This is a genomic window from Streptomyces sp. NPDC088246 (genome assembly GCF_044741025.1).
Classification (GTDB): domain Bacteria; phylum Actinomycetota; class Actinomycetes; order Streptomycetales; family Streptomycetaceae; genus Streptomyces.
In genome coordinates this window covers 193,645-217,795 of sequence record NZ_JBIURV010000004.1, presented here as the reverse complement: position 1 = coordinate 217,795, position 24,151 = coordinate 193,645, and the positions used below count along the sequence as shown (strand labels likewise).

The 24,151-nt window shown below is 70.0% G+C and carries 27 protein-coding genes and 1 pseudogene; 14 read left to right on the top strand and 14 right to left on the bottom strand.

Features of this window, described 5'->3' with window-relative positions:
• Positions 1-269 precede the first annotated feature (269 nt).
• Complete coding sequence (locus ACIPEK_RS08560; RefSeq protein WP_401992375.1) at positions 270-1,013, top strand: class I SAM-dependent methyltransferase; 744 nt, start codon at positions 270-272, stop codon at positions 1,011-1,013.
• Between the two features lie 34 nt (positions 1,014-1,047).
• On the opposite strand, the gene ACIPEK_RS08555 is transcribed toward ACIPEK_RS08560, so the two are convergent.
• The 4 genes from ACIPEK_RS08555 to ACIPEK_RS08540 all read right to left on the bottom strand — a co-directional run bounded on the left by ACIPEK_RS08555 (position 1,048) and on the right by ACIPEK_RS08540 (position 4,505).
• The gene (locus ACIPEK_RS08555; protein ID WP_401992372.1) at positions 1,048-1,632 is read right to left on the bottom strand and encodes a cysteine hydrolase family protein; all 585 of its coding nucleotides are present in this window, start codon (positions 1,630-1,632) and stop codon (positions 1,048-1,050) included.
• A gap of 126 nt (positions 1,633-1,758) precedes the next feature.
• Positions 1,759-2,490 carry a response regulator transcription factor gene (locus ACIPEK_RS08550; protein WP_327273715.1) on the bottom strand — a complete coding sequence of 244 codons (732 nt, stop codon included), beginning with the start codon at positions 2,488-2,490 and terminating at the stop codon, positions 1,759-1,761.
• Complete coding sequence (locus ACIPEK_RS08545) at positions 2,487-3,662, bottom strand: sensor histidine kinase (protein ID WP_401992366.1); 1,176 nt, start codon at positions 3,660-3,662, stop codon at positions 2,487-2,489. Before ACIPEK_RS08545 ends, ACIPEK_RS08550 begins: the two co-directional genes overlap by 4 nt.
• Before the next feature lie 27 nt (positions 3,663-3,689).
• Positions 3,690-4,505, bottom strand: coding sequence for a hypothetical protein (locus ACIPEK_RS08540; protein WP_401992363.1), 816 nt, complete (start codon positions 4,503-4,505; stop codon positions 3,690-3,692).
• 88 nt (positions 4,506-4,593) lie between these two features.
• Here ACIPEK_RS08540 and ACIPEK_RS08535 point away from each other — a divergent pair.
• Positions 4,594-4,765 (top strand): annotated as a pseudogene (locus ACIPEK_RS08535) (GNAT family N-acetyltransferase); the annotation flags it as partial.
• A 34-nt stretch (positions 4,766-4,799) separates the two neighbouring features.
• On the opposite strand, the gene ACIPEK_RS08530 reads toward ACIPEK_RS08535, so the two are convergent.
• The gene (locus ACIPEK_RS08530) at positions 4,800-5,255 is read right to left on the bottom strand and encodes a MarR family winged helix-turn-helix transcriptional regulator (protein WP_401992360.1); all 456 of its coding nucleotides are present in this window, start codon (positions 5,253-5,255) and stop codon (positions 4,800-4,802) included.
• A 165-nt stretch (positions 5,256-5,420) separates the two neighbouring features.
• On the opposite strand from ACIPEK_RS08530, the gene ACIPEK_RS08525 reads away from it, so the two are divergent.
• Positions 5,421-6,878, top strand: coding sequence for an MFS transporter (locus ACIPEK_RS08525; RefSeq protein WP_401992357.1), 1,458 nt, complete (start codon positions 5,421-5,423; stop codon positions 6,876-6,878).
• A 247-nt stretch (positions 6,879-7,125) separates the two neighbouring features.
• Here ACIPEK_RS08525 and ACIPEK_RS08520 read toward each other — a convergent pair whose 3' ends face one another.
• Positions 7,126-8,130 (bottom strand): hypothetical protein, encoded by a 1,005-nt coding sequence (locus ACIPEK_RS08520; protein WP_401992354.1) that lies wholly within the window; start codon positions 8,128-8,130, stop codon positions 7,126-7,128.
• Between the two features lie 216 nt (positions 8,131-8,346).
• Between ACIPEK_RS08520 and ACIPEK_RS08515 the strand changes: the two genes are divergently transcribed.
• Positions 8,347-8,601 carry a type II toxin-antitoxin system Phd/YefM family antitoxin gene (locus ACIPEK_RS08515; RefSeq protein ID WP_401992351.1) on the top strand — a complete coding sequence of 85 codons (255 nt, stop codon included), beginning with the start codon at positions 8,347-8,349 and terminating at the stop codon, positions 8,599-8,601.
• Between the two features lie 167 nt (positions 8,602-8,768).
• Here ACIPEK_RS08515 and ACIPEK_RS08510 read toward each other — a convergent pair whose 3' ends face one another.
• Complete coding sequence (locus tag ACIPEK_RS08510) at positions 8,769-9,188, bottom strand: hypothetical protein (protein ID WP_401992348.1); 420 nt, start codon at positions 9,186-9,188, stop codon at positions 8,769-8,771.
• Positions 9,189-9,306: 118 nt separating this feature from the next.
• Between ACIPEK_RS08510 and ACIPEK_RS08505 the strand changes: the two genes are divergently transcribed.
• From ACIPEK_RS08505 to ACIPEK_RS08490, 4 genes are read left to right on the top strand one after another with little or no spacing between them, the layout of a single operon-like run.
• Positions 9,307-10,083: a helix-turn-helix domain-containing protein gene (locus tag ACIPEK_RS08505; RefSeq protein ID WP_401992345.1), complete on the top strand. Its 777-nt coding sequence runs from the start codon at positions 9,307-9,309 to the stop codon at positions 10,081-10,083.
• Positions 10,080-10,319 carry a DUF397 domain-containing protein gene (locus ACIPEK_RS08500; protein WP_401992342.1) on the top strand — a complete coding sequence of 80 codons (240 nt, stop codon included), beginning with the start codon at positions 10,080-10,082 and terminating at the stop codon, positions 10,317-10,319. The genes ACIPEK_RS08505 and ACIPEK_RS08500 overlap by 4 nt, the downstream gene beginning before the upstream one ends.
• 43 nt (positions 10,320-10,362) lie before the next feature.
• Positions 10,363-11,667, top strand: a complete 1,305-nt coding sequence (locus ACIPEK_RS08495; RefSeq protein ID WP_401992339.1) for an ATP-binding protein — start codon at positions 10,363-10,365, stop codon at positions 11,665-11,667.
• Entirely contained in the window at positions 11,664-12,731 is a 1,068-nt protein-coding gene (locus ACIPEK_RS08490; protein WP_401992336.1) for a tetratricopeptide repeat protein, read from the top strand. Before ACIPEK_RS08495 ends, ACIPEK_RS08490 begins: the two co-directional genes overlap by 4 nt.
• A gap of 35 nt (positions 12,732-12,766) precedes the next feature.
• On the opposite strand, the gene ACIPEK_RS08485 is transcribed toward ACIPEK_RS08490, so the two are convergent.
• Complete coding sequence (locus ACIPEK_RS08485; protein ID WP_401992333.1) at positions 12,767-13,444, bottom strand: GAP family protein; 678 nt, start codon at positions 13,442-13,444, stop codon at positions 12,767-12,769.
• A 12-nt stretch (positions 13,445-13,456) separates the two neighbouring features.
• Between ACIPEK_RS08485 and ACIPEK_RS08480 the strand changes: the two genes are divergently transcribed.
• Entirely contained in the window at positions 13,457-13,648 is a 192-nt protein-coding gene (locus tag ACIPEK_RS08480; protein WP_401992330.1) for a hypothetical protein, read from the top strand.
• Between the two features lie 106 nt (positions 13,649-13,754).
• On the opposite strand, the gene ACIPEK_RS08475 is transcribed toward ACIPEK_RS08480, so the two are convergent.
• From ACIPEK_RS08475 to ACIPEK_RS08460, 4 genes are all read right to left on the bottom strand, one after another.
• Positions 13,755-14,618: an ABC transporter permease gene (locus ACIPEK_RS08475; protein WP_401992327.1), complete on the bottom strand. Its 864-nt coding sequence runs from the start codon at positions 14,616-14,618 to the stop codon at positions 13,755-13,757.
• Entirely contained in the window at positions 14,578-15,456 is an 879-nt protein-coding gene (locus tag ACIPEK_RS08470; RefSeq protein ID WP_401992324.1) for an ABC transporter ATP-binding protein, read from the bottom strand. Before ACIPEK_RS08470 ends, ACIPEK_RS08475 begins: the two co-directional genes overlap by 41 nt.
• The gene (locus ACIPEK_RS08465) at positions 15,453-15,911 is read right to left on the bottom strand and encodes a MarR family winged helix-turn-helix transcriptional regulator (protein WP_401992321.1); all 459 of its coding nucleotides are present in this window, start codon (positions 15,909-15,911) and stop codon (positions 15,453-15,455) included. Before ACIPEK_RS08465 ends, ACIPEK_RS08470 begins: the two co-directional genes overlap by 4 nt.
• A 76-nt stretch (positions 15,912-15,987) precedes the next feature.
• A complete protein-coding gene (locus tag ACIPEK_RS08460; protein ID WP_401992318.1) occupies positions 15,988-16,473 on the bottom strand; it encodes a hypothetical protein in 486 nt (161 codons plus the stop codon).
• Positions 16,474-16,539: 66 nt separating this feature from the next.
• On the opposite strand from ACIPEK_RS08460, the gene pip reads away from it, so the two are divergent.
• The 3 genes from pip to ACIPEK_RS08445 all read left to right on the top strand — a co-directional run bounded on the left by pip (position 16,540) and on the right by ACIPEK_RS08445 (position 21,120).
• Entirely contained in the window at positions 16,540-17,517 is a 978-nt protein-coding gene (gene pip / locus ACIPEK_RS08455) for a prolyl aminopeptidase (RefSeq protein WP_401992315.1), read from the top strand.
• Between the two features lie 196 nt (positions 17,518-17,713).
• Positions 17,714-19,999 (top strand): N-acetylmuramoyl-L-alanine amidase, encoded by a 2,286-nt coding sequence (locus tag ACIPEK_RS08450; RefSeq protein ID WP_401992312.1) that lies wholly within the window; start codon positions 17,714-17,716, stop codon positions 19,997-19,999.
• A gap of 125 nt (positions 20,000-20,124) precedes the next feature.
• A complete protein-coding gene (locus ACIPEK_RS08445) occupies positions 20,125-21,120 on the top strand; it encodes an aldo/keto reductase (RefSeq protein ID WP_401992309.1) in 996 nt (331 codons plus the stop codon).
• Positions 21,121-21,217: 97 nt separating this feature from the next.
• On the opposite strand, the gene ACIPEK_RS08440 is transcribed toward ACIPEK_RS08445, so the two are convergent.
• On the bottom strand, positions 21,218-21,748 hold the full coding sequence (locus ACIPEK_RS08440; RefSeq protein WP_401992306.1) for a PadR family transcriptional regulator: 531 nt from the start codon (positions 21,746-21,748) through the stop codon (positions 21,218-21,220).
• Between the two features lie 72 nt (positions 21,749-21,820).
• On the opposite strand from ACIPEK_RS08440, the gene ACIPEK_RS08435 reads away from it, so the two are divergent.
• Positions 21,821-22,597, top strand: a complete 777-nt coding sequence (locus tag ACIPEK_RS08435; RefSeq protein ID WP_401992303.1) for an alpha/beta fold hydrolase — start codon at positions 21,821-21,823, stop codon at positions 22,595-22,597.
• Between the two features lie 230 nt (positions 22,598-22,827).
• Here the strand turns inward: ACIPEK_RS08435 and thpR are convergent, their stop codons facing one another.
• A complete protein-coding gene (gene thpR, locus ACIPEK_RS08430; protein ID WP_401992300.1) occupies positions 22,828-23,400 on the bottom strand; it encodes an RNA 2',3'-cyclic phosphodiesterase in 573 nt (190 codons plus the stop codon).
• A 100-nt stretch (positions 23,401-23,500) separates the two neighbouring features.
• Here thpR and ACIPEK_RS08425 point away from each other — a divergent pair, with 100 nt between their 5' ends.
• On the top strand, positions 23,501-24,085 hold the full coding sequence (locus ACIPEK_RS08425; protein ID WP_401992297.1) for a Uma2 family endonuclease: 585 nt from the start codon (positions 23,501-23,503) through the stop codon (positions 24,083-24,085).
• The last annotated feature ends 66 nt before the right edge of the window (positions 24,086-24,151 follow it).

Below are 24,151 nucleotides of genomic sequence, written 5' to 3'. Positions count from 1 at the left end.
GCCCCCGAGCGCCACGCGCACCTGGGTCGAGGGCGCCTGGTCCCCGAGTAACTGCTCCTGATCAAAAGACCCCTCAGCGACCCCGGAGAGCCCCCTTTCGCGTCACTCCACGGGTGCACCCACACCCAAAAGGGTCACGCGCGAGGGGGGTTTGCCAACCAACCCGCCCCGGGCCGCAAGGCGCCCACCAACGGCATTCGCCGACACTTCCCCACCAGGTCTCCGACGCCGGACGGATCTACGATTTCCCTCCTGGAAAGGGGATCCGCATGGACCGGAACATACGCACGGTGGACGACGTACTCAGGCTCCTGGACGGCCTGTTCACGCGGGAGGCCGACCGGTGGACGGCCGACGGGGCCTCCTGGTGGGACAGCTTCTACGCGGACCGGACGAAGCCCGTCCCGTTCTTCGTTGCGAAGCCCGACGAGAACCTCGTCTCGTACCTGGACCGCGGCCTGATCACCCCGGGCCGCGCCCTGGACCTCGGCTGCGGCCCGGGCCGCAACGCCCTTCACCTCGCCTCCCTGGGCTTCGAGGTCGACGCGGTGGACCTGTCCCGGGCGGCCATCGCATGGGCCGAGGACCGCGCCCGCGAGGCGGGGGCCGACGTCCGATTCCACTGCGGTGACGCGTTCACCCTGGCGGCGACCGAACTGACCGGCCCGTACGACCTGGTCCACGACTCCGGCTGCTTCCACCACCTGCCGCCCCACCGCCGCATCAGCTACCTCGCCCTGCTCGACCGCTGCCTCGCACCCGGCGGCCACCTCGCCCTCACCTGCTTCGCAGCCGGCGAGAAGGGCATGGGCTCCGAACTCCCCGACGCCTCCTTCTACGACCGGGCCGGCCTGCAAGGCGGCCTCGCCTACACACCGGAGTCGTTGCGCCGGATCTTCTCCGACCTGACGGAGATCGAACTCCGCCGCATGCACGACGAACCGCCCGAGTCCCCGCACTTCGGCGAGCCGTTCCTCTGGACGGCCCTGTTCCGCCGAACCACCGAGTCCTGACGAGCGATTGCCTGCCGCCCGACTGCCGAGTGTTTCAGCAGGACCGCGAGGGCAGGGCCGTGAACATGACGTCTGCGGCCCGAGCGGTGACTTCGAGCTCGTCACCGAGAGCCCATTCGGCGACCCGCGAGACCGTGGCGGCCGGGATGCGGTCGCTGATTCCGGGGGCCGCCGGAATGTCCTGCGTCGCGTGGGCGTCGTGCGGCATGACGACCCGATACCCGAGCGCCAGGGCTGCGCGGGCCGTCGCCTGGACACACATCTCCGACATCACACCGCAGATGGCGAGCGCCTGTACCTGCGATTCGGTCAAGAGACCGCCCAGCGAAGTCCCGTCGAACCCGTTGTCCTCGGTTTTACGGATCACGACCTCAGTGGGGCCGGTCTCGACGGGATGGTGAAGTTCCCAACCGGGCGTGTGCGGCTCGTCGCCCGCTCCGGCCGGCCCGTCGTTCTGAATGTGGACAACGAGCGCCCCGCTCCTTCGCGCCCGTGCGATCAGGTCTGCCGTCCGGTCCAGGAGCCGGGCCGTCTCGGGTACTGCCCTGTCACCGCGGACGGCGGCCTTCTGAACGTCCACAACGAGCAGGGCCTCTGCGGGGAGCGCACGATTGTCCATGCCGTCATCATGTCCGCCGGCGCCGTGCACCTCTACGTTTTTTCGACCCGATGGCAAGAGAGGGCGCCGCCTCCCCCGACGGCGGAGTGGGCGACAGCATTCCCACGGGCCGCGCCGACGACAACGTCACAGTCCCGGCCGGCCGGAGGTCACCAAGCCCGTCTCGTAGGCGACGATCACCAGCTGCGCGCGGTCGCGCGCCCGGAGCTTGGACAGCAGGCGTCCGATGTGGGTCTTGACCGTGGCGAGGCTCAGGTGCAGGTGCTCCGCCAGTTCCGCGTTGGAGAGGCCGCGGGCGATCAGGCTCAGGACCTCCAGCTCGCGGTCCGTGACGCCGTCGAGGGTGCGGGCCGGTGGGCGGCCCGGCTCGGGGCGGCGGGCGAAGTCGGCGATCAGGCGGCGGGTGACCGAGGGGGCGAGGAGGGAGTCTCCGGCGGCGATGACGGTGATGGCGTTCAGGACCTCCGACGGCGGTGTGTCCTTCAGGAGGAAGCCCGCCGCGCCCGCGCGAAGGGCGGCATAGACGTACTCGTCCAGGTCGAAGGTGGTGAGGATGAGGACGCGGGCGCCGACTGTGGACGGATCGGCGCAGATGCGGCGGGTGGCCTCGATGCCGTCCAGGCCTGGCATGCGGATGTCCATGAGGACGACGTCCGGCTGTTCGCGACGGACGAGTTCGACGGCTTCGGTGCCGGTCGCCGCCTCGCCGACGGCGGTCAGGCCGGGGGTGTGGTCGACGAGGACGCGGAAGCTGCCGCGGACCATGGCCTGGTCGTCGGCGATGAGGACGCGGACGGGGCCCGGATCCGGGGCGGCGGAGGCCGGTCCGGCCTGCCCGGGAACTGTCGGCTCGGTCATGACGGGCTCCCTCCGTCGATCGGGAGCCGTACGGACACGGCGAAGCCGCCCCCGGTCCGAGGACCGGCCTCGAAGCTCCCGCCGTACATGAGTGCCCGCTCCCGCATGCCCATCAGCCCATGTCCGCCCGGCAGTTCCCGGGCTGGTGGGCGTGTGCCGTCCGAAGGCCCGTCATCGACCACGTCGATACGGACGGCCTCTCCGCCGTCCGCCGCGACCGCGACCTCGACCGTGACCAGGCAGCGAGTCGGTGCAGCGTGCTTGACCACATTGGTCAGACCCTCCTGCACGATCCGGTACACCGTCAGCTGCGTACCCTCCGCGAGGGATTCCGCTCCGCGGACCGTCAGGTCCACGTCGACCCTCGCCCGGCGCGCATCCTGGGCCAGTCGGGCCAGGTCACCGAGGCCCTGCGCCGGCCTCAACGGGGCACCTTCCGTGCGCAGTACGCCAAGAGTGCGGCGCATCTCCGTCAGTGCGGCCCTGCTGGTCTCCTCTATGACCTTCAGTGCGGTCCGGGCCTCCTGCGGATCGGCCTGGGCCACATGGGCGGCGACGCCCGCCTTGACGGCGATCAGGCTGAGGTTGTGCGACACGATGTCGTGCAACTCGCGGGCGATGCGCAGCCGTTCCTCGTTGAGTACGCGCTCGGCCCGTCGCTGCTCCTGCCGCTGCGCCTCGGCCCGGCGGGAGCGTACGACGAAGCCCGCCGTCCAGGCACCGCCGATCACCACCAGCACCAGGGCGGCCAGGCCCGCGGCTCCCTGCCGGTCCCCGGCCGGGGTGATCACCGCCTCGTCCAGGTACACCCCGCCGGCCGCCACCGGCAGCGCGAGCGCAAGCGCCGTCACCGAGCGGCGGGCGGGCTCCGCCAGGCCCACCGGATAGGCGGCCAGGCCCGCCGCCGCGTACGGCTCGCGCGTCAGGTCCAGGACGGAAGCGGCGGTGAGGGCCGCCAGTACGACGCCCATGACCGGCAGCGGCCAACGGCGGCGCAACGCGATGGGCAGACCGACGGCAGCGACGATCAGCCACAGGAGCCAGGCCGGGCCGTCGTAGACCGGCTGCCCGTCGGCTGCGGTCATGCCCGCAAAGCCGGCATAGATCGCGCTCACGGCGACAGCCGACGCAAGGTCGACGGCGTAGAGATGGCAGCCGCCCGTGCGGTTCATGGCACGACCGTATCTGTCCCGGCCCACTCAGCCCGCCTGTCCCAGCAAGACCATCAGCGCCAGTGTGACCAGCGTCAGCGGCACCCAGCGCAGAACGGCGGCCCGGCTGGGCCGCGGGCCTTCCCGCAGCAGTCCGAAGCCCAGCGGCAGCAGGGCGGCGGTCAGCCCCACGAGGGCCACCAGTGACAGCGGGGTGGTGCCCTTGAGCACGCCCAACGGCAGGGCCGCCATCAGCGCGAGGGCGAACGCGCGTACCGGGCCGAGTGTCCGGGTGCGCCAGGCGCCGAGGGCGAGCACCAGCCAGCCTGCCAGGATGGCGAGGTTCAGCGCGGAGAAGATCTGGAAGGCACCGTACGTTTCGGAGACGGCCCGGGTGGCGGCCTCGGCGCCCTCGGCGTCGGTCAGCCGGAAAGCCATGTGGTCCGCTCCGGCGTGAAAGGTACGGGCGAACAGCCCGGACATGGCCGGCACTCCGCCCCACAGACCCCAGCCAGGACTGCGGGTTCCGATCCGGGCGGCAAGCACGGCCACGGCGGGCCAGAGCAGCAGATTGCCCGCGTCGAAGAGGGCGTACGAGGTGGCCATCAGCCCGGGATCATGTTCGTACGCGGCAAGTTGAGCGGGAAAAAAGAAGTCGGAGCGGACCCGCACCAGGGCCCCGGCCAGCATGAGCAGCGGGCCCAGCACCATGGCGACGCCGCCCACCCAGCGGCCCGGAAAGGCCTCCATGACCTCCACCGGGAGCATGCGGCCGAGGGCGGTGGAGGCGTGAGCGGGAGCGGCAGCCGTCGCGGTTGCTGCGGGCAAGGATTCGGGGGCGGTGTTCCGTGGCAGCGTGGTCATACCGCCGACCATGTCCTGGCCCCCCGTCCACGGCATCGGACCAGGGCCTGGATTGCGGCGTCAGACCTGGGTATGACCGGCGACGTGGCTGCGGCTGTGCCACTCGGTGGCCGACCCGGCGTCCTGCCGAGTGGCGGACAAGGCCGGGGTACTCCCTCGAAGGCACCATGCGCAGCGCGCTGCCGCACGCGGACGGATGGCACGACCAGCACCTGCACGCCCTCATCCGGGGTGACTTCCAGTTGGTCGTTTCAGAATGAGGACACCGCGTCGTCCGAGGTGGCCGTCCGGACCTCAGGGGCGCGGCCACCGGCGTCCGCTCAGGCGCTCGATGTCGGCGTTGAAGCGCCTGAGGTACGCAGCGAAGGCCGAGACGTCCTCCTCGGACCAGTCGGACATGATCTGGTCCAGCGAGCTCGTATTGCGCTCCCGCTCATCGTCGAGCATGCGCGCACCCTCGTCGGTGATGCGGAACTTGCGGGCCATGCCGCCCTCGGGGTCGGGTATGCGCTCGACGAGACCGGCGCGCTTCGCCGCGGCGGTCTGCCGGTTGAGGGTCGAGGCGTCGAGCCCGAACGCGTCGCTCAGTTCTCCGATGGACATCGGCCCCTGGACACGGATGCGGTTGAGCAGGATGTAGGCGCTCCGCTCCAGCCGGCTGTCCTCGCGGCGGCCGTTCCTGTGATGCAGAAGTCCATGGCGGCTGAGCAGCATCTGCTCGTACTCGACCTCTTGCGTAGCCCTGACCATTGCGACCGCTGCCTCTCGCTCCTTGCCGGGCCGCCGGCACGTTTCATTTCGGAGCGGCCCCGCTTCATCCTCTCACACGACTATGCATCGCACACATTATGTGCGCGATACACAAGCCATGTACGATGCAATTCGATACCCGACAGCCATCCGAGGAGTCCCGACATGGGAGCCCCCCAAGCATCGACCCGCGCGAACGGCGTGATCGCCACGCTGGCATTCGCCGGCATCGTGGCCGCGATCATGCAGACCCTGGTCACGCCGCTCATCGCGGAACTGCCGCAGATCCTGCACACCAGCTCCGCGAACACCGCCTGGGTGATCACGGTGACCCTGCTGGTGGGGGCGGTGTGCGTGCCCGTCACCGGACGCCTCGGTGACCTGCTGGGCAAGCGCCGGATGCTCCTCGCCTGCTCAGTGCCCCTCATCGCGGGATCGGTGGTCTGCGCCCTCGCGTCGTCCGTCGTACCCATGATCGTCGGGCGTGGTCTGCAGGGCATGGGCATGGGCATGGTGCCGCTCGGCATCGCCCTGCTCCGTGACGTGGTCCCCGCCGAGAAGCTCAGCTCCTCCATCGCCCTGGTCAGCGCGTCGATGGGTATCGGCGGCGGCCTCGGCCTGCCGATCGCCTCGGCCGTCGCGCAGTACGCGAACTGGCGCGTGCTGTTCTGGGGCTCCGCCGTCCTGGCCGTGGCCATCGCCACCCTGATCTGGTTCCTCATCCCGGACGTCCCGGCCAGCGCCAAGGGACAGCGTTTCGACGCGCCCGGTGCGCTCGGCCTCGGCGTCGGCCTGGTCTGCCTGCTGCTCGCCGTCTCCAAGGGCGCCGAGTGGGGATGGGCCTCCGGGACGACGCTCAGCCTGTTCATCGCCGCCGTCGTCGTGCTGCTGGCCTGGGGCGCGTGGGAACTGCGTACCCGTGACCCACTGGTCGACCTGCGCACCACGGCCCGTCCCCGTGTGCTGATCACCAACGTCGCCTCGATCTTCGTCGGCTTCGGCATGTACGCCAGCATGCTGATCGTGCCTCAGCTGCTCCAGTTCCCCGAGGCCACCGGTTACGGTCTCGGCCAGTCGATGCTGGCGGCGGGCCTCTGGATGGCCCCCGGCGGCGTCATGATGATGATCGTCTCTCCGTTCGGCGGAAAGCTCACCGACGCCCGGGGCCCGAAGTTCACCCTGATCTGCGGCGTCCTGGTCCTGGCCGCCGGGTACGGCCTCTCCCTCGTCCTCATGGGCTCCGCCTGGGGGCTGATGCTGTCCCTCATGGTCATCAACAGCGGTGTGGGTCTCGCCTACGGCTCCATGCCGGCCCTGATCATGGGCGCCGTGCCGCTCTCCGAGACGGCCGCGGCCAACGGCTTCAACACGTTGATGCGTTCCCTCGGCACCTCGATCGGTGCGGCCGTGATCGGCGTGGTCCTGTCCCAGATGACCACCACGGCGGGCGGCTACAGCTTCACCTCGGAGAGCGGCTTCCGCACCGGCCTGATCATCGGCTGCGGCGTCGCCCTGGTCGCCGCGGCGATCGCCCTCGTCATCCCGGCGGTGCGCCACAGTGCGTCCGGCACCGCGAAGGACGATGCGGCCCGCGCTCCCGAACAGGCCGCTGTCGAAGCCTGAACGGCCCGACACCTGTTGCGGCACCCCAACCCGGGCCACGAGCCCGGCGGGGAAGCAGATCCGCGCTGCCCGGCGTCACCCCTCCGCCGACGCCGGGCAGTGGGCCGAGCGGCGGGCGGGAGAACGTTCAGCCGGAGGCCAGAGCACGGTCGAGCGTCGACCGGCCCGCGGGGCCCCAGGCCGCCTTGCCGATGAGAAGGTCCCAGGTCCCCGGCTCGGCCGATACTGGTGCACCGCCGATTGCCCTTCAGGCGGTCTCGGCCCGGTTCGCCGCGAGGGAGGCGACGCGTTCGCGCCAAGGGATGTGGGGAGGCTGCTGCGCGTACGCGGCTGCTTGGGTGGCCCAGGATGCCCGTGCCTCCTCCTGGCGGCACGGGGCGCAGTGTGTTTCGTCCCCCACCGCCCGGAAGACGTGATCCTCGCCAGGACCGGCGCAGGGGACGAGTTCCCTGACGTGGGGTGGTGTCGCGGGGCGGGCGGTGGTGGGCGCCGGGGGTTCCGGGAGTTTCTGTACGAGGCGATGGCGCAGGAATCCGACCGCTGACCGCACGCCCTCCGGGGGCAGTTCGCTGGTCAGGGCCCGATGTAAGTCGGTGGTCGTGATGCCGCGCCGAATCCACTCCGCGGCGAGCTCGGCGAGCCCCCGGGCCTCGCGGACTCCCAGGTGCAGCTGGGGTGTTGCGTGGCGAAGTGACAGCAGGAGTCGTTCTGTCACGTTCAGTTCGGGGTCAGGTGTGCTGTCGCGACCGGGCTCGGCTTCGGGCTCGGCTTCGGGCTCGGCTTCGGGCTCGGCTTCGGAGGGTGGGTGGGGATAGTTCTTCTCACGTTCTTCTTCCACCGGTAGTGAGTCACCGGCCGCCCGAACCCCCGGCTGACCGACCGTCCGTTCCCGCGTACTCGGCTGGGGCGCAGGCGCCACCACCAGCCCGCCCAGGACCCGTCGGGCCTGTTCCGCCGCGAGAGGGACGTTCGAGCAGAGTTGGTCGGTGGCCCAGTGACCCCGGCCCACCTGCCGCCGCCGCTCATGCACGAAACCGTTCTCCACCAGCTGTTTCTTGGCCTTCTGGTACGCCCGTCCAGTGATCCCGAGATTCTTCGCATGCTCACTGAGCGCCTGCCCGGCCTGGTCTTCGGGAAGCCCCTGTACGTGCAGGAGGAGAACCTTCGCGTCACTACCCAGACGCGGATGGCGCACGACGTCGTGCGAAGCCTTCGTGTAGCGCCGAGAGGGCGCGATAGCATGCCGAAGCATCCCGGTGGACTCCTGTATCCACTCGTGGTGAAGGCCCTCGGAGTGGTGTTGGTAGCACCCCCGGGGGCCGCCCTGTATCCAGGTGCAGCACAGAGCGTCATGACGCGATCACCGTACCGCAGGCTGCGGGAGCCTTGTCCCCTTTCGATCACATCTCTCGTACGACAGTTGTGCACCTACTGCATTCGCTACATGAGTGAGCCTGTCGTTGAGTCCATGGCAGAGGTCCGCCGTCACCTCGCCGATGTCATCGACCGCGCGCGACGGGAGGGGACCCCGACGATCATCACCCGCCGCGGCAAGAGCGAAGCCGTGCTGGTCGATATCGACGAATACCGACGCCTGAAGCAGGTCTCCGAGCAGCACGAGGAAGAGTGGCTCAACCGACTGGCCGACGAGGCCGAGTCCGAGGGCCTCAACGGTTCGGTCTCCGTGGAAGAGATGGCCGCACTCCTCCGATCTGCGCTCTGACCTCATGGGATACGTCATGCGGTTCACTTCGCGCGCACAGCGAGACTTGCTGAAGATTCCTCGTCAGGACGCGCTCCGCATTCTCTTCCGTCTCGCCGAGCTCAGAAGGCGCTGGACACGGGAGATGCCGCAGCCTGTAACTCACGCTCCGGGTCCTGATCACGCCCTTACCCCTCCCTGGCCGTCACCTCCAGGACCAGTTCGTGCAGCAGGCCTGCGTCCACGAACGGCGCCTCGGCCGTGGGCAGTGAGCGCCAGTCGAGCGGCCAGGTCAGTCCGTGCAGCGCGGGCACCCCGACGAATGCTGCGTTCTGCCCATAGCACCCCATCATCTGCGCCCCCGACGGCCACCGGTGTGCGCGGGCGCTTCGCGGCGGCAACAGGAAGTACATGCTGCGCTCCCCAATCCCCGACCGCACGATCGGGCCTGCCCGGAAGTCGGTGAACTGCATGATCTCGTAAGCGACTTGCTCGCCGAGTACGCCGGGGATCCGTACCGCGTCGAAGTGAATGCCGACGTGACGCAGGGCGTGTCCGGACGCGGGTACCCACGAGGGCGCCTGGGCGGGTGAACTTTTCCGTTCCATGGGGAAAGCCTCCCGGTCGACACCTACTGTGACCAGGGACACAGGGCGTCCGTGCACTGTTGTGTACTCGGGAGGTGGGGTTGTGCACTCCGGTGGCCAAGGGAGCGGTAACGCCGAGATGTTCGGGGCGTTGTTGCGTTTCTTCCGGGACCGAGTCGGGCTGTCGCAGGAGGCCCTGGGCTTGAAGATTGGTTTCTCCAAGTCGCAGGTGGCGATGGTGGAGCGGGGGAAGCGACCGCCAAGGGGGAAATTCGTACCGTGCGCAGACCAGGTTTTGGGTGCACAAGGTGCACTGCTGGCCGCCGCGGCCAAGCTGCCAGTCAGCCATTTGGCCTCGTGGTTCACGGAGTTCGCCGAGGAGGAGGCGCGCGCTTCCAGTCGGCATGAGTACGAGACGCACGTGGTGCCTGGTCTGCTTCAGATCGAGGACTATGCCCGCACGGTACTCGGCCATACATACCCGTCGGTCGACGACGAAGAGGTCGAGGGGCGAGTCGCGGCCCGCCTGGAACGCCAACGTCTCTTCACTCGCAGGCCCGCTCCGGATATCGGTTTCGTTCTGGAGCTGAGCGCTCTCACCCGTCCTATCGGCGGCCCTCAAGTGCGCAGAAAGCAACTCCGCCACATCCTGGAGATCGCCCAGCTGCGACACGTGCAGATGCAGGTGATGTCTCCAGACCGTAAGACTCACGTTGGCCTAGACGGACCATTTGTCCTGCTGGAGACGGAAGAACGGCGCCAGCTCGCCTACATCGAGGGCCAGGGCGGCAGCTTCTTCATCAGCGAACAGCCCGACCTGGGAAACCTGTTCGGGAAATATGGCATTCTGCGGGCGCAGGCGCTCAGCCCGGAAGCGTCTGTGAAGGTGATCGAAGAGGCGGCAGAGGAAGTATGAGCAGCGACCTCAACTGGTTCAAGTCCAGCTACAGCGACGAAAACAGCGGCAACTGCATCGAGGTTGCCGTCGCCTGGACCAAGTCCAGCTACAGCGGCAACGACAGCGGCAACTGCGTAGAGGTCACCACCTGCCCCCACACCGTCCGCGTCCGCGACTCCAAGGACCTGACCGTCCCCGCCCTCGCCCTCTCCCCCGCTGCCTGGGCCGACTTCCTCCCGTACGCCGCGCAGTAAGGCCGCATCCCAGGCTGTCGGACCCGCTCCGTAGGGTGTTGGCATGTCCAACGAGTCGCCCCTGATCCAGAGCATGCGGACCGCTGTCGCCGCGGCGCCCGCCGACGTACCGCTGCGCCTGCACCTAGCCGAGTTGTTGCTCGGTGAGGGTCTGGGCGAGGCCGCCGTCGCCGAGGCCGCCGTGGCGTTGCAGCACGCGCCCGGGGACGCGGGCGCGCGGGCGCTCATGATGCGGGCGATGGGGCTGCCCACCCCGGCCGACGACAAGGCGGAGAAGGCCGAGAAGCCGGAGGAACCCGCCGCGCCCGGCCCCTCCGCCGGGTTCGACTGGGCCGCCGCCGAGAACGAGGTCGCGGGCGCCGTCCCGCCGCGCTTCGTGACCCCCGCCCGCGCTGCCGGCCCGGGGGTTGGCGCCCCCGAGGCGCCCCTCGCCGCCGACGGCAGCGGTGATCCGGGCGACGCCACCGCCTGGGAGGTCGACACCCCCGGTTCCGTGACGCTCGCCGACGTCGGTGGCATGCAGGAGATCAAGGAACGCCTCGAAGCCGCGTTCCTGGCTCCCATGCGCAACCCCGAACTCGGCAGGCTGTACGGGAAGAGCCTGCGCGGCGGGCTGTTGATGTACGGGCCGCCCGGGTGCGGGAAGACGTTCATCGCGCGGGCCGTCGCGGGTGAGCTCGGGGCGAGCTTCATGTCCGTGTCGATCAACGATGTGCTCGACATGTGGATGGGCAACTCCGAGCGCAATATGCACGAGGTCTTCGAGACAGCCCGCCGCCAGGCGCCGTGCGTGCTGTTCCTCGACGAGGTGGACGCGCTGGGCGCCAAGCGCAGCCGTATGCAGCACGGCGGGATGCGTAACACCGTCAATCAGCTGCTCACCGAACTGGACGGGGTCGGCGGGGCCAACGAGGGGGTGTTCGTGCTCGCCGCGACCAACGTCCCCTGGGACGTGGACATCGCGCTGCGGCGCCCCGGCCGGCTGGACAGGACGCTGCTCGTGCTGCCGCCGGACGCGCCGGCGCGCGAGGCGATCCTCCGCTACCACCTGCGTGACCGGCCGATCGAATCCGTCGACCTGGGCAAACTGGTCAAGGTCACCGAGGATCTGTCGGGCGCCGATCTGGCCCACGTCTGCGAGTCCGCTTCGGAGCGGGCGCTGCTCGACTCGACCCGTACCGGTGTGGTCCGGATGATCAACATGAAGGATCTGCTGGGTGCGGCGAAGGAAGTGCGTCCGTCCACCGATCCGTGGTTCGCCTCGGCGCGCAATGTGGCGATGTTCGCCAACGAGGGCGGCATGTATGACGAGTTGCTGGCCTACCTGAAGAGGAAGCGCAAACTGTGACCGCCGCCGGGCAGGACCTCACCGAGCGGGCGTCCGCGCTGCTCTCGCTCGACCGCGTCGACGAAGCGAAGGCACTGCTGGCCAAGCGGCTGGCCCAGGACCCCGAGGACGCCCATGCCTGGGCGAAACTGGCCCGCTGTCATCTACGGGTCAAGGAGTACGACAAGGTCATCGAGGCGACCGGGGCGGCGCTGACGATCGACCCGGAGTACGTCGACGCACTGATCGTAAGAACCTACGGGATGCGCCGGACGACACGCCCCGACGAGTCCCTCGCGGCGGCACAGGAGGCGGTGCGGCTCGCCCCGCACATGTGGCAGGCGTACGTCGCGCTCTCCGAGGCACTCGAAGCCTGGCAGCCTCGCTGGCCCGAGGCGCTGACGGCAGCGCAGGAGGCGGTCCGGCTCGGTCCGGAAGAGACCGGGGCCTACTACGCGCTGTGGAAGGCCGCCCTGTGCAACGGCCGGAGCGACCTCGTCGAGCTGGGTGTGCGCGAGACCCTGCGGATCGACCCCACCGACGCGTGGGCGCTGCGCGAGCACGCGGACAGGCAGGCCGCGGCGCCCGGGGTGAAGCCGAAGCAGCGGGCCGAGGTGTACGCGTCGGCGCTGGCCGCCGACCCGGGCTCGGCGGGGCTGCGTCTCGGGCTGGACCGGGCGGTGTTCCAGATGCTGCGCCGCACCCGGTGGCTCGCCGTGCTGAGCCTGCTGATAGCGGGCGTGACGATCGACCTGTTCCCGTCCGACGGGGAAACTCCCGATCCGCTGCCGTTGCCTCTCGGCCGGCAGCTCTACGCGCTGGCGTGGATCGGGGTGGTCTGGGCGTTCGGCACGTGGTGGCGCTACCGGAAGCTGCGCGCGGGGGTGCAGCTGAGCGTGCGGTCGTTGCTGCAGCGGATGTTCTGGGCCCGGCTGGTGCTGGTGCAGGCGGTGCTGGGGACGTTGTGCGCGGTGGCCATCGCGGCGGTGCCGTGGACGGACCGGGGTGTTCCGCAGGTGCTGTTCTGGGTGGGGCTCGTACCCACGCTGCTGACGATCTGGTTCGACCGGCCGCGCACGGGATAGGCGTAACCGGAGGTCCGGCAGTGCGTGGTCGCCGGTCAGGAGACGAGGATGCCGATGCCGTCTCCGAGCAGTTTCGCGCCGAGTACGAAGAACAGGACTGCCATCACAGCGACGTTGTGCCGGGCGGTCCAGTCCTTCCAGCCGCTGAGCACGGCCGTCGCCCGCTCCCCCGTGAACAGCAGTACCGCGAGCGGGGTCAGCAGTCCGAGGGTACCGATGACCACGAAGACGGCCAGCGAGGCGATCTGCTCCCCCTCGGGGAGGCCGGCCGAGCTGATGGAGGCAGCCGCCGCAATGGTCAGCGAGGCGTTTTTGACGTTGGCCGCCGACAGGGCCAGCCCGAGGCCGAAGATCTTGACCGGCGTGAAGCGGTCGATCGCGGCCATCCATCTCGGAAGCTGCGCCTCCGAGGTGGGGGCGGGGCGCCGGTGCCACTGCCGGGCGCCGAACAGCACAAGGAGCAGTCCCAGCCCGAGCTTGAGGCCGCCCACCCAGGTGGCCGGATGATGCTGGGCGGACGCGCCGCCGGGGCCGCCGATCACCAGCATGACCGCGCCCAGCACCGACAACCCCACGACCCAGCCGACGGTGAACAGCAGCCCGTTGAGCCGCCCTCGGGGCGTGACCAGTACAAGGATGATCGCGATGATCGGGAGCGGACTGATCGCGACGCCGGCCGCCAGGCCCAGGACATCGCCGAGAACCTTACCCATGGCGCCCTCCGGGTGGCGGTCAGGGACGAACCGGCGGCCGACCGGGCCCGGCCCGGTCGCTGTCTCCAGCCCCCGCGGGCTTCTCCGTCGTTCGCCGAGCACGTGGAGAACCCCTCAACAGCCATCATCGACCGCATCAGCGGGCCGCGCGACACCGACGACGAGGAGCGGGCCACGACCACGTCCGAGCGGAGCTGCCGATGAGAAACGGCCGATTCATGCCCTCACGGTTCATTCCTTGCACGCAGGACGTCGACACCGCTGAGCCCGGCTCCGACACCCAGCTGCGGGCCGGACGGCTCTGCAGTGCTCAGCGGGCCAGGCGGCCCAGCAGCGAACCGGCGGCGACGATGCCGACCAGTGCCGCGAACGCGAGGACGGCGAGGTCGAGGCCCAGGTGGGCCTGGGTGCCGATGAGCAGTCCGCGCAGGGCGTCGACCTCGTAACTCAGCGGGTTCACCTTGCTGATCGCCTGGAGCCAGCCGGGCATCAGGGCGACCGGGTAGAGCGCGTTGGAGGCGAAGAACAGCGGCATCGTGATGGCCTGGCCGATGCCCATCAGCCGGTCGCGGGTCAGGACGATCCCGGCGATCGACATCGACAGGCAGGAGAAGAACGCCGAGGCGAGGAGGACCACCACGACCACGCCGAGCAGCCGCAACGGGTTCCAGGTCATGCCGACACCGATCAGCGCGGCGATCACGATGACGACCGCCGCCTGGATCACGGCCTTCACCCCGGCGGCGAAGGCCTTGCCGGTCACCAGGGCGGTCCGGGGCGTCGGCGTGACCATGAGTTTGGTGAGGACGCCCGAGTCCCGCTCCCAAATGATCATGATTCCGTAGAAGATCGCGATGAACATGGCGGACTGGGCGATGATGCCCGGCGCCAGGAAGTCGAGATAGGGGACGCCGCCGGTCGGGATGGCGTGGATACGGGAGAACGTCACGCCGAAGATCAGCAGCCAGAGCGCGGGCTGGACGGCGCGGGTGTAGATCTCGGTGCGGTCGTGGCGCAGTTTCTGCAGTTCGACGACGCACATCGCGGTGACGCGCGCGGGTACGACGCGCCAGCCGGTGCGGGGCGGTGGCGGGGTCAGCAGCAACGCGAACCGCTGATCCGGCGGGACGGACTCAACCGAGGCGGGATGCGGTGCGACGGGTACGGCGGACATCTCGGAACGCTCCTTTCGCTTCGTCGGAACCGGAGCCGGAGCCGGAGCCGGGGTCGTTCAGTCCGGCTCCGGAGTGGTGGCGGAAGACGTCCTCCAGGGATGGTGACGGACGGCCCGTCTCGCCCGATTCCCGGCGGTGGGCGACGAGCTCGCTCTTGAGCTGGGCGGGGGTGCCGAGCGCGCGGAGTCTGCCGAGGTGCATCAGCGCGAGCCGGTCGCAGCGCTGGTCGGCCTCGTCCATGGAGTGGGTGGTGACCAGCACGGTCATGCCGGTGCCGACCCGTATCTCGGTGATGCGGTCCCAGACGCTGTCCCGTGCGATCGGGTCCAGGCCGATGGTCGGCTCGTCCAGGATCATCAGCCGGGGCGCGCTGACCAGGGCCTGTGCGAGTTCGAGGCGGCGGACCATGCCGCCGGAGTACGTGGCGGCGAGCCGGTGCGCGACATCGCCGAGGCCGACCGCGTCCAGCGCCTGGGAGACCCGCGCGGCGCGCTGGCGGCGGGGCACGTCGTAGACGCGGGCGAAGAGCTGGACGTTCTCCCGGCCGGTGAGGCTCGCGTCGGCCGACAGCTGCTGCGGTACGTAGCCGAGCAGGCGCCGTACCGCCATCTTCTGCCGGGCCGCGTCATGGCCGAACACCTCGATGACGCCGGGCGGTACGGGCAGGAGCGTGGTGATCGCGCGCATCGTCGTGGTCTTGCCCGCGCCGTTGGGCCCCAGGAGGCCGAACACCTCCCCCTGGCCGACCAGCAGGTCCAGGCCGTCGACGGCCTTCGCGTCGCCGAAGCTGTAGCTCAGACCGGTGCAGTTGAGGGCGGGGGCGGTTTCCGTGGTCACGCGGTCTCATCCCCTTCGCTTCGCAGGGAGGCGGCGAGTCTGTGCAGGGCCGGGAGTGCGGCGGCGAGTGCCGCCCGGTCGGCCGCGTCGAGTCCGGCCAGGTGTTCGCGGAAGAGCGCCTCGCGACGGGCGTGCCAGTCGCTCAGCCTCCCGATCCCTGCGGGGGTCGGATGCAGCAGCGCGGCCCGCCCGTCTCCGGGGTCCTTCTCCCGTCGCAGCAGTCCTTCGGCGACGAGGTGGTTCACCAGGGTGCTGACCGAGTTGGGCGCGAGACAGAGACTGTGTGCGGCTGTGGAGATCCGGATGCCGGGTCGGTCGGCCACCAGCCGCAGCAGTTCGGCGTGCGCCCCGCGCAGCCGGGGCACCGGCAGGCCGCTCCACAGCCGCCGCCGGGCGAGCCTCTGGATGCGGGGCAGAAGTCCGGCGAGCTCATCGGGTAGATCACCCGCCGCCACCTGTCCATTTTAACTCTGTACGAGAGCTAATGTCCCTACTGTTTTTGCCCGTACGGGGGAGTCCGGCGCCGCGCGGTCAGTGACCGGCGAACCGCTCCCCGCACCGGCTGCAGAACACCGGCTCCGGGTCCTGCGAGAGCCGGCCGCACTCGGGGCAGACCCGGCCCAGCATGCAGGGCGCCTCGCCGCCCTCGTACCCGGCCGAGGGCGCAACCGAGGGCTTGATGGTCAGGCCTGGGCGGCGGCGGTGGACGGTCAAATAGGCCAGACCGTCCGGTCCTGCGGCAAGGGCGCGGCGGGAGGTACGGGGCAGCCAGACGACGCTGGTCGGCGTCAGGTTCAGCGCGTCGCCCCCGGCGACGACCCGGCCGCTGCCCGCGACGACGACGAGAAGGACGTCCAGGACGTCCTCCTGATGCTCACCTACTTCCGCGCCCGGCGGAAGACGTACCAGATTGGCATCCAGCTCCCGGCCCTGCTCGGCCAGTTGCCACAGCGCACCGCGGTCCTCGTGGGCGGCGGCGGTCAGCAGGTCGTCGAGTACGGCCAGTTCGGAATTCACGGCGATCAGGCTACGCCCGCCATACGCTGATCCCTTTGCCCGCCGAGCCGAGGGAGCCACCGCGCCATGGACCGCAAGCCCGACGAGAAGTACCCGCCGATCGAACCGTACGAGCACGGCATGCTCGATGTCGGGGAAGGCAACCTCGTGTACTGGGAGGCGTGCGGCAACCCGGACGGCAAACCCGCACTCGTCGTGCACGGCGGTCCGGGGTCGGGGTGCAGGGAGTGGCCCCGGCAGTACTTCGACCCGGACCGCTACCGCGTCGTCCTCTTCGACCAGCGGGGCTGCGGCCGCTCCACGCCGCACGCGAGCGACCCGGCCGCCGACATGCGGTACAACACGACCGGCCGGCTGATCGCCGACATGGAGCGGCTGCGCAGCCACCTCGGGATCGATACCTGGCTGCTGTACGGCGGGTCCTGGGGCTCGACGCTGATCCTCGCGTACGCCGAGCAGTACCCGGAGCGGGTCTCCGAGATCGTGATCCCGGCCGTCACGACGACCCGGCGCTCCGAGATCGACTGGCTGTACCGGGGCGCGGGCCAGATCTTCCCCGAGGCCTGGGACCTGTTCCGGGCCGGGGTGCCGGAGGCCGAGGGGGACGCGACCCCGGACGTCCTCGCCGCGTACGCCCGGCGGATGGAGAGCCCCGACGCCGGGGTGCGGGAGAAGGCGACGGCCGACTGGTGCGCCTGGGAGGACGCGGTGCTCTCCCAGGAGACGTACACCGGACCGCTGCCGTACAGCGGGCGCCCCGGCCGGGACCGGCTGGCGCTGGTGCGGATCTGCTCGCACTACTTCTCCCACGGCGCCTGGCTGGATGAGGGGCAGCTGATCCGGGAAGCGGGGCGGCTGACGGGGATTCCGGGCGTGCTGGTGCACGGGCGGTTCGACCTGGGCGGACCGCTGATCACCGCGTGGGAGCTGGCGAAGGCATGGCCGGACGCGGAGCTGACCGTGATCGACGGTGCGGGGCATCTGGGCGGTCCGGCGACGAGCCGGGCGGTGCTGGCGGCGCTGGACCGGTTTGCCCGGCAGTGAACGCAAGTGGAATTTGAGCCATCCGCGGACGGCAGGAGCAGGGGGGAGGGTCCGGCTGTCGGAGAGGCATGGCAAGCTAAGCCTCCGCTGCATGCGCGGTAGCACTCGTACCCCCCACTGGTCCCATCGCGACCAGCTGTCGCCTGGCGCAGCGCCTGACGAACCAAATGTCCGAAAACGATCCTTGGGGTACGACTTGAGATCGAAGCGAAGAATCTGGATCACGGCTGCCCTGGCCACGTCCGCCGTGGCGGGCGTCCTGGTCTTCGAGGGGGTGACGGGCAACTCCTCGGTGGACGCCGACGCCAAGCCCGGCCCGGCCAAGGCAGACGTGCACGCGACCGCGCTGAAGGTCGACGACCACGGCACCTCGGCCACCCTCGGCAAGCGGGACACCAAGCCGTTCAGCATGCTGGGCATCACCTGGACCGACCCGGCGGCCAAGGTCACCGGAGCCGTGGAGGTACGGACCAGGTCCGCCGCCAACGGGAACTGGACGTCCTGGCTGTCGCTCGAAACCGATGTCGACGGGCGTACGGAGACCGGCCGGTCCGGTGTACGAGGGAGCACCGAGCCGCGCTGGGTGGGCCCCTCCAACGGTGTCGAGGTACGGATCAACGCGGGCGGCAAGGTCTCCACGAAGCTGCCCGCGGGGCTGCGGCTGGACACCGTGGACCCGGGCCGGAGCGGCACCCTGAACGCGGACCCGGCCGCATTCGCCGCCGACATCCCCGCGGCCGAGGCCACGACCGACCCCTCCGCCGACCCGTCGGACCCGGCCGCGACCGAGCCGCCCGCGCCGAGCGACAGCACGGAACCGCCCGCCGAGCCCATACCGTCCGACCCGGCGTCACCGAGCGCTTCCGGCTCGGCCACGGCGGAACCCACTCCCCCGGTGAGCCCGAGCCCCTCGGCGTCCGTGAGTGCGTCCCCGACCGACACTCTGCCGCCCGCACCGCCCTCGACCGTGCCCAAGCCGCCCATCACCTCGCGTGCGGGCTGGGGCGCCGACGAGTCGATGAGCCCGGAGGCGCCGGAGTACACGGACACCGTCAAGGCGGTCTTCGTCCACCACACCGCCGGGACCAACACGTACTCGTGTGCCGACTCCGCGGCCGTCGTGCGCAGCGTGTACGCGTACCACATCAAGAGCGAGGGCTGGAAGGACATCGGCTACAACTTCCTGGTCGACAAGTGCGGGACGATCTTCGAGGGCCGTAAGGGCGGGGTGGACCGGCCGGTCTTCGGCGCGCACACCTACGGCTTCAACCGGCAGACGGCCGGCGTCGCGGTCATCGGCACGTACACGGACTCGGCCGCCCCCAGCGCGGTGACCACCTCGGTGGCCCGGATCGCCGCGTGGAAGCTCGGCCAGTACAAGGGCAACCCGGCGGGCACCACGACGCTCACCGCGGGCGCCACGGGTGGCAACAACTTCGGCAAGGCCTTCACCGCCGGGACGAAGTACACCTTCAACCAGATCTCCGGCCACCGCGACGGCTTCAACACCCAGTGCCCCGGCCTCAAGCTGTACGGGCAGCTGCCCGCGATCCGCAGCCTCGCCGCGGGCCCCGTCACCGGACTGGCCGTCAAGTCGGTGACCGGCGCCGGGCTCTCGGGCACGACGTACTACACCAAGTCCGCGGTCACCGTGGGCTGGTCGGCGAGCACCCCGAGCGCGTTCATCTCCACGTACGAGCTGCTGGTCGACGGCAAGGTCGTCGCCACCACGACGGGCACCGCCACCTCCGCCAAGGCCACGCTGGCCGTCGGCAGCCACCAGGTCCAGGTCCGCGCCACCCACCAGTCGGGCAAGGTCACCACGTCCGCCGCGGCCACCGTGGTCGCCGACCAGACGGCACCCGCCTTCACCACCAAGCCGAGCCTGGACCTGCGCACCGGCACGGTGAACACCACAGCCGTCCCGCTCACCCTGAAGTGGAAGGCCACCGACGCCGCTGCGCTCAAGGAGGTCAGGCTCACCGCCCCCCTCGCCAAGACCTACGGCCCGACCACCACCAGCGCCTCGCACACCGCGAAGTCGGGTGTGGCGACCAGCTGGGCCATGACCGCGTACGACCAGGCGGGCAACACCGCCGCCGCGTCGGTCTCCGGCACACCGGTCATCGTCCAGGAGAGCTCGGCGACGAAGACGGGCACGTGGACGACGAAGTCCTCGTCCAGCTACCTCGGCGGCAAGTCGTACTCCAGCTCGTCCAAGAACGCGAGCCTGAGCTGGACGTTCACCGGCCGCTCGGTCGCCCTGGTGGCCTCGCGGGCTGCCACCTCCGGCCAGGTGTACGTCTATGTGGACGGCGTGAAGGTGTCCACGGTGGACCTGAAGTCCAGCACCACCAAGTACCGCGACGCGCTGTGGACGAAGAGCTGGTCGAGCAGCGCCAAGCACACCGTCAAGATCGTCGTCGTGGCCACATCGGGCCGGCCGGCGGTCACCACCGACGGCATCGTGTACCTGAAGTGACCGCCTGAGGCATTCGGCCGCGTAAGACATTCGCATGACACCCTGCCCCCGGCACTCCGCCGGGGGCAGGGTGCGTTCGGGTCACCCTTGCTTCGAGCGGACTCGAAGGCGTTGGCTTGGTGCCCATGAAGTACACGCAGCTCGGACGCACCGGACTCAAGGTCAGCCGCCTCGTCCTCGGCACCATGAACTTCGGCCCGCAGACCAATGAGGTGGACAGCCACGCCATCATGGACGCGGCGCTGGACACGGGCTTGAACTTCTTCGACACGGCCAATGTCTATGGGTGGGGTGAGAACAAGGGCCGTACCGAGGAGATCATCGGCACCTGGTTCGCCAAGGGCGGCGAACGCCGCGACAAGGTGGTCCTGGCCACCAAGATGTACGGGAACATGGCCGCCGACGGCGAGGCCTGGCCCAACCACGACAAGCTCTCCGCCGTGAACATCCGGCGCTCGGTCGACGCGTCGCTGAAGCGGCTCCAGACGGACTACATCGACCTCTACCAGTTCCACCACGTCGACCGGAGCACCCCCTTCGAGGAGATCTGGCAGGCGATCGACGTCCTGGTCCAGCAGGGCAAGATCCTTTACGCGGGTTCGTCGAACTTCGCCGGTTACAAGATCGCCCAGGCGAACGAACTGGCCGCCCGGCGCGGCTTGTTGGGCCTGGTCAGCGAGCAGTGCATCTACAACCTCATGGAGCGCCGCGCCGAGATGGAGGTCATCCCGGCCGCCCAGGAGTACGGCCTCGGCGTCATTCCGTGGTCCCCGCTGCACGGCGGCCTGTTGGGCGGTGTGCTGAAGAAGGAGCGCGAGGGCACGGCAGGGCGTTCGGCCTCCGGCCGCAGCGCGGACGCGCTGAAGAACTCGGCGCAGCGCGAGAAGATCCAGGCGTACGAGGACCTGCTCGACAAGCACGGCCTGGAGCCGGGCGAGGTCGGCCTGGCGTGGCTGCTCGCGCAGCCGGGGGTGACGGGACCGATCGTCGGACCGCGCAACCAGGAGCAGTTGGACTCGGCGCTGCGGGCGCTGGAGCTGGAACTCTCCGCGGAGGTGCTGGCGTCGCTGGACGAGATCTTCCCGGGTCCGGGGCCGTCGCCGGAGGCGTTCGCCTGGTGAGGACGGTCTGACGGACTGCCCGTCCGATACGTACGGGCCGCCGCCGCCCCGTCCCCGTTCGGGGGCGAGGGTGGCGGCGGCCCGTTGTGTGTCCGCGTCAGAGCGAGGCGTCGAGTTCCTTGAGCGTCTCCCCGAGCCAGCTCAGCTCCGCCTGGCTGGTCGCGCGGGCGATCCTCAGCAGACCCTGCCGGAACGGGTCCTCGAACGTCTCGGCGCCGAGCGGCTGCTCGCCCTCGTAGAAGAAGCTGCTCGGCTCCTCCAGGAACGCGAGCCGGCGCCGCAGCACCTGCGCCTGCTCGGCCGGGGACGCCAGATGGCGCAGGAAGGCGAGGACGGTGAACCAGCGGTTCTCGTCACTGATGTCCGTCTCGTCGGCCTCCCGCAGCCGGCGCCGCAGTTCCTCGCGCCCCTGCTCGGTCAGGGTCAGCGTGTGGCGGGGGGCAGCCCTGCTGCCCGGCTCCGTCCGGCGCTCCAGCCATCCGGCTCGCTCCAGGCGCTTGATCGCCGGGTACAGCGTGCCGTCCGCGATGGGGCGGACGTGTCCGGTGAGGTGGGCGACCCGACGCTTCAGCTCGTAGCCGTGCAGCGGCTGTTCGTACAGAAATCCCAGGATGGCCAGTTCCAGCATGCAAGCATTATACATCGATGCCGATGTATAGTCTCGCCGAGGTTATCGGTTGTGGGGCAAGGAGGAGGAAACATGCAGAACGCTCAGGTGACGGCCGACGGTGCGTGCATCCGGTGGGTGGAGCTCCCCGGCCGCCCCGGCACGTCCCGTACCCGGGTCTATCTGCACGGGCTCGGGGCCTCGTCCGGCCCGTACTTCACCGCGAGCGCCGTGCATCCCCTGCTGGCCGACAGCCGGTCGCTGCTCATGGACCTGCTCGGCTTCGGAATCAGCGATCGCCCCACGGACTTCGGCTACACCCTGGAAGAACACGCCGACGCGGTGGCGGCGGCGCTGAAGGCGGCCGACGCGTACGACTCGGACGTGGTCGCGCACAGCATGGGCGGTGCGGTGGCCATCGTGCTCGCGGCACGCCACCCGCGGCTGGTGGCCCGGCTGGTGCTGGTCGACGCCAATCTGGACCCGGTCGCCCCCGACCCGGCCCGGCCGGGCAGCAGCGGCCTCGCCCGGTACACGGAGGAGGAGTTCCTGGCCGGCGGCCTGGAGGAAGTGCGCGACCGGGTGGGGCCCCACTGGTGGGCGACCATGCGCCTCGCGGGCCCCGAGGCACTGCACCGCACCGCAGTGCATCTCGCCCGCGGAACGACGCCGACGATGCGCGAGCTACTGCTGAACCTGAACATTCCGCGTACGTATCTGCGCCCCCTGGACAACGGACCGCTGCCCGGCGAGGAAACGCTGATCGAGAACGGGGTACGGGTCGTGGCGGTCCCGGAGTGCGGGCACAACATCATGCTGGACAACCCGGAGGCGTTCGCCAAGGAGACGGCGTCGGCCGTCAACGCCTGAGACCCAGTGGTGCGCGTCGGACGCGGCGGGCCTGGGCTCGCACCCATGGCGCGGGATTGCGGGCACGGCCATCAGTGCGGCCCCGGCCTCCTGCAACGAGGCCTACCGAGGCACCGCGTCACGCTCCGACGGCGGCTGCCACGGCGACGACGACGAACATCAGCACGAGTACGGCGGCCATGATGCGGTTTCTGGTCTTCGGGTCCACCCTCCGAGCGTAACCGCCCGTCTCAGTGACCCAGCGACCAGGATGCGATCACCTCGTACCGAGGCTGCTCGCCCCGCACCCCGGCGACCGGCAGGTTGCTGCGTACGAGGGCGAGCTCACCGACCTCCCACGGGGTGCCCTCGAAGCCCTCGAGAGCCTCGACGAAGGGGCGCAGGTCGGCCTCGGTACGGCTGCGGGCGAGGGTGAGGTGCGCGCTGTAGCGGCGGTGCTCCTCCATCGGGATGCCGGCGCGACGGGCGGCGGCATCCGCGCGTTCGGCGAGGAACCGCAACGTGTCGATCCCACCCGCGGCCCCCGCCCACAGCGCCCGCCCGCCGAACCGGCCGGCGCCGTGGATGTGCAACGGGAAGGGCTCGGTACGGCGGGCCGCCCGTTCGAGGCGCGCACGCAGCTCGGGCAGCACCTCCTCGTCCACGGACCCGAGGAACGCGAGCGTGAAGTGCCAGCTGGGCGTACCGGTCCAGCGCAGTTTCCCGGCACCGGGGAGCGCGCGCAGCGGGTCGACGGCACGGCGCAGTTCCTGGATTGCGCGGTCGGGCGGCGACACGGCGACAAAGAGTCTGAGACGGCTCATGGACCGAGTGTCGCACCGTAACGGCGTGTCCCGGGCTCCGTGCGTATCGTTGTACTACGCGGCTGCCCGCGCCCGTGCGGCAGCGGGGAGGAGCGGCACGATGACCGTCGTAGAGACCGACAGGATCGAGATGGCCGACAGCAGCGACGAGCGCACTCTGGACATGATGTTCGAGTGGCTTGAGCCCACCCCCGAGGGATTCAAGGTCGAGATCGTCGAGGGGAACATCTACATGTCGCCGCAGCGGGACACCCACTGGGAGGTCATCTTCGACATCGTCGAGCAACTGCGTGCCAGGTACCCGCGACAGCGGCTGAAGTCCGATGTGCGCATCGACTTCCCGGGCCGTCTCAACGGCTTCGCTTCTGATGTCGTCGCCCTGGCTGAGGACGCCACCAAGGACTCCAAGGGCCGCTGGCGCTACCAGGACATCGAGTTCGTGGCCGAGGTGATTTCCAAGGACACCGCCGCCAACGACTACGGGGCGAAGAAGGCCGCGTACGCCACGGCCGGCGTACCCGTGTACGTCATCGTCGACCCGTACACCGGCACGTGGCATCTCCACACGCTCCCGAAGGACGACGAGTACCGCAGCGTGTTGAGCCTCGACTTCGGCACCCCGATCGACCTCACCGCGACCCTTGTGGGTCTCACCCTGGAGACGGGCGGGTTCCCCCGCGACTGACACGGGCCCCGTACGTGCCACGGGCCCCGACCGGTGTCCGCCGGTCGGGGCCCGTGGCAGGTGCTT

Excerpts from the sequence above, each read along its gene's own strand:
- ACIPEK_RS08510 (WP_401992348.1), bottom strand. The coding sequence starts at position 9,188 with ATGGAACGGAAAAGTTCACCCGCCCAGGCGCCCTCGTGGGTACCCGCG.
- ACIPEK_RS08500 (WP_401992342.1), top strand. The coding sequence starts at position 10,080 with ATGAGCAGCGACCTCAACTGGTTCAAGTCCAGCTACAGCGACGAAAAC.
- ACIPEK_RS08485 (WP_401992333.1), bottom strand. The coding sequence starts at position 13,444 with ATGGGTAAGGTTCTCGGCGATGTCCTGGGCCTGGCGGCCGGCGTCGCG.
- ACIPEK_RS08515 (WP_401992351.1), top strand. The coding sequence starts at position 8,347 with ATGGCAGAGGTCCGCCGTCACCTCGCCGATGTCATCGACCGCGCGCGA.
- ACIPEK_RS08475 (WP_401992327.1), bottom strand. The coding sequence starts at position 14,618 with ATGTCCGCCGTACCCGTCGCACCGCATCCCGCCTCGGTTGAGTCCGTC.
- ACIPEK_RS08520 (WP_401992354.1), bottom strand. The coding sequence starts at position 8,130 with ATGCTTCGGCATGCTATCGCGCCCTCTCGGCGCTACACGAAGGCTTCG.
- ACIPEK_RS08440 (WP_401992306.1), bottom strand. The coding sequence starts at position 21,748 with ATGCTGGAACTGGCCATCCTGGGATTTCTGTACGAACAGCCGCTGCAC.
- pip (WP_401992315.1), top strand. The coding sequence starts at position 16,540 with ATGGACCGCAAGCCCGACGAGAAGTACCCGCCGATCGAACCGTACGAG.
- ACIPEK_RS08530 (WP_401992360.1), bottom strand. The coding sequence starts at position 5,255 with ATGGTCAGGGCTACGCAAGAGGTCGAGTACGAGCAGATGCTGCTCAGC.
- ACIPEK_RS08555 (WP_401992372.1), bottom strand. The coding sequence starts at position 1,632 with ATGGACAATCGTGCGCTCCCCGCAGAGGCCCTGCTCGTTGTGGACGTT.
- ACIPEK_RS08435 (WP_401992303.1), top strand. The coding sequence starts at position 21,821 with ATGCAGAACGCTCAGGTGACGGCCGACGGTGCGTGCATCCGGTGGGTG.
- ACIPEK_RS08425 (WP_401992297.1), top strand. The coding sequence starts at position 23,501 with ATGACCGTCGTAGAGACCGACAGGATCGAGATGGCCGACAGCAGCGAC.
- ACIPEK_RS08495 (WP_401992339.1), top strand. The coding sequence starts at position 10,363 with ATGTCCAACGAGTCGCCCCTGATCCAGAGCATGCGGACCGCTGTCGCC.
- ACIPEK_RS08560 (WP_401992375.1), top strand. The coding sequence starts at position 270 with ATGGACCGGAACATACGCACGGTGGACGACGTACTCAGGCTCCTGGAC.
- ACIPEK_RS08505 (WP_401992345.1), top strand. The coding sequence starts at position 9,307 with ATGTTCGGGGCGTTGTTGCGTTTCTTCCGGGACCGAGTCGGGCTGTCG.
- ACIPEK_RS08540 (WP_401992363.1), bottom strand. The coding sequence starts at position 4,505 with ATGACCACGCTGCCACGGAACACCGCCCCCGAATCCTTGCCCGCAGCA.
- thpR (WP_401992300.1), bottom strand. The coding sequence starts at position 23,400 with ATGAGCCGTCTCAGACTCTTTGTCGCCGTGTCGCCGCCCGACCGCGCA.
- ACIPEK_RS08445 (WP_401992309.1), top strand. The coding sequence starts at position 20,125 with ATGAAGTACACGCAGCTCGGACGCACCGGACTCAAGGTCAGCCGCCTC.
- ACIPEK_RS08545 (WP_401992366.1), bottom strand. The coding sequence starts at position 3,662 with ATGAACCGCACGGGCGGCTGCCATCTCTACGCCGTCGACCTTGCGTCG.
- ACIPEK_RS08550 (WP_327273715.1), bottom strand. The coding sequence starts at position 2,490 with ATGACCGAGCCGACAGTTCCCGGGCAGGCCGGACCGGCCTCCGCCGCC.
- ACIPEK_RS08525 (WP_401992357.1), top strand. The coding sequence starts at position 5,421 with ATGGGAGCCCCCCAAGCATCGACCCGCGCGAACGGCGTGATCGCCACG.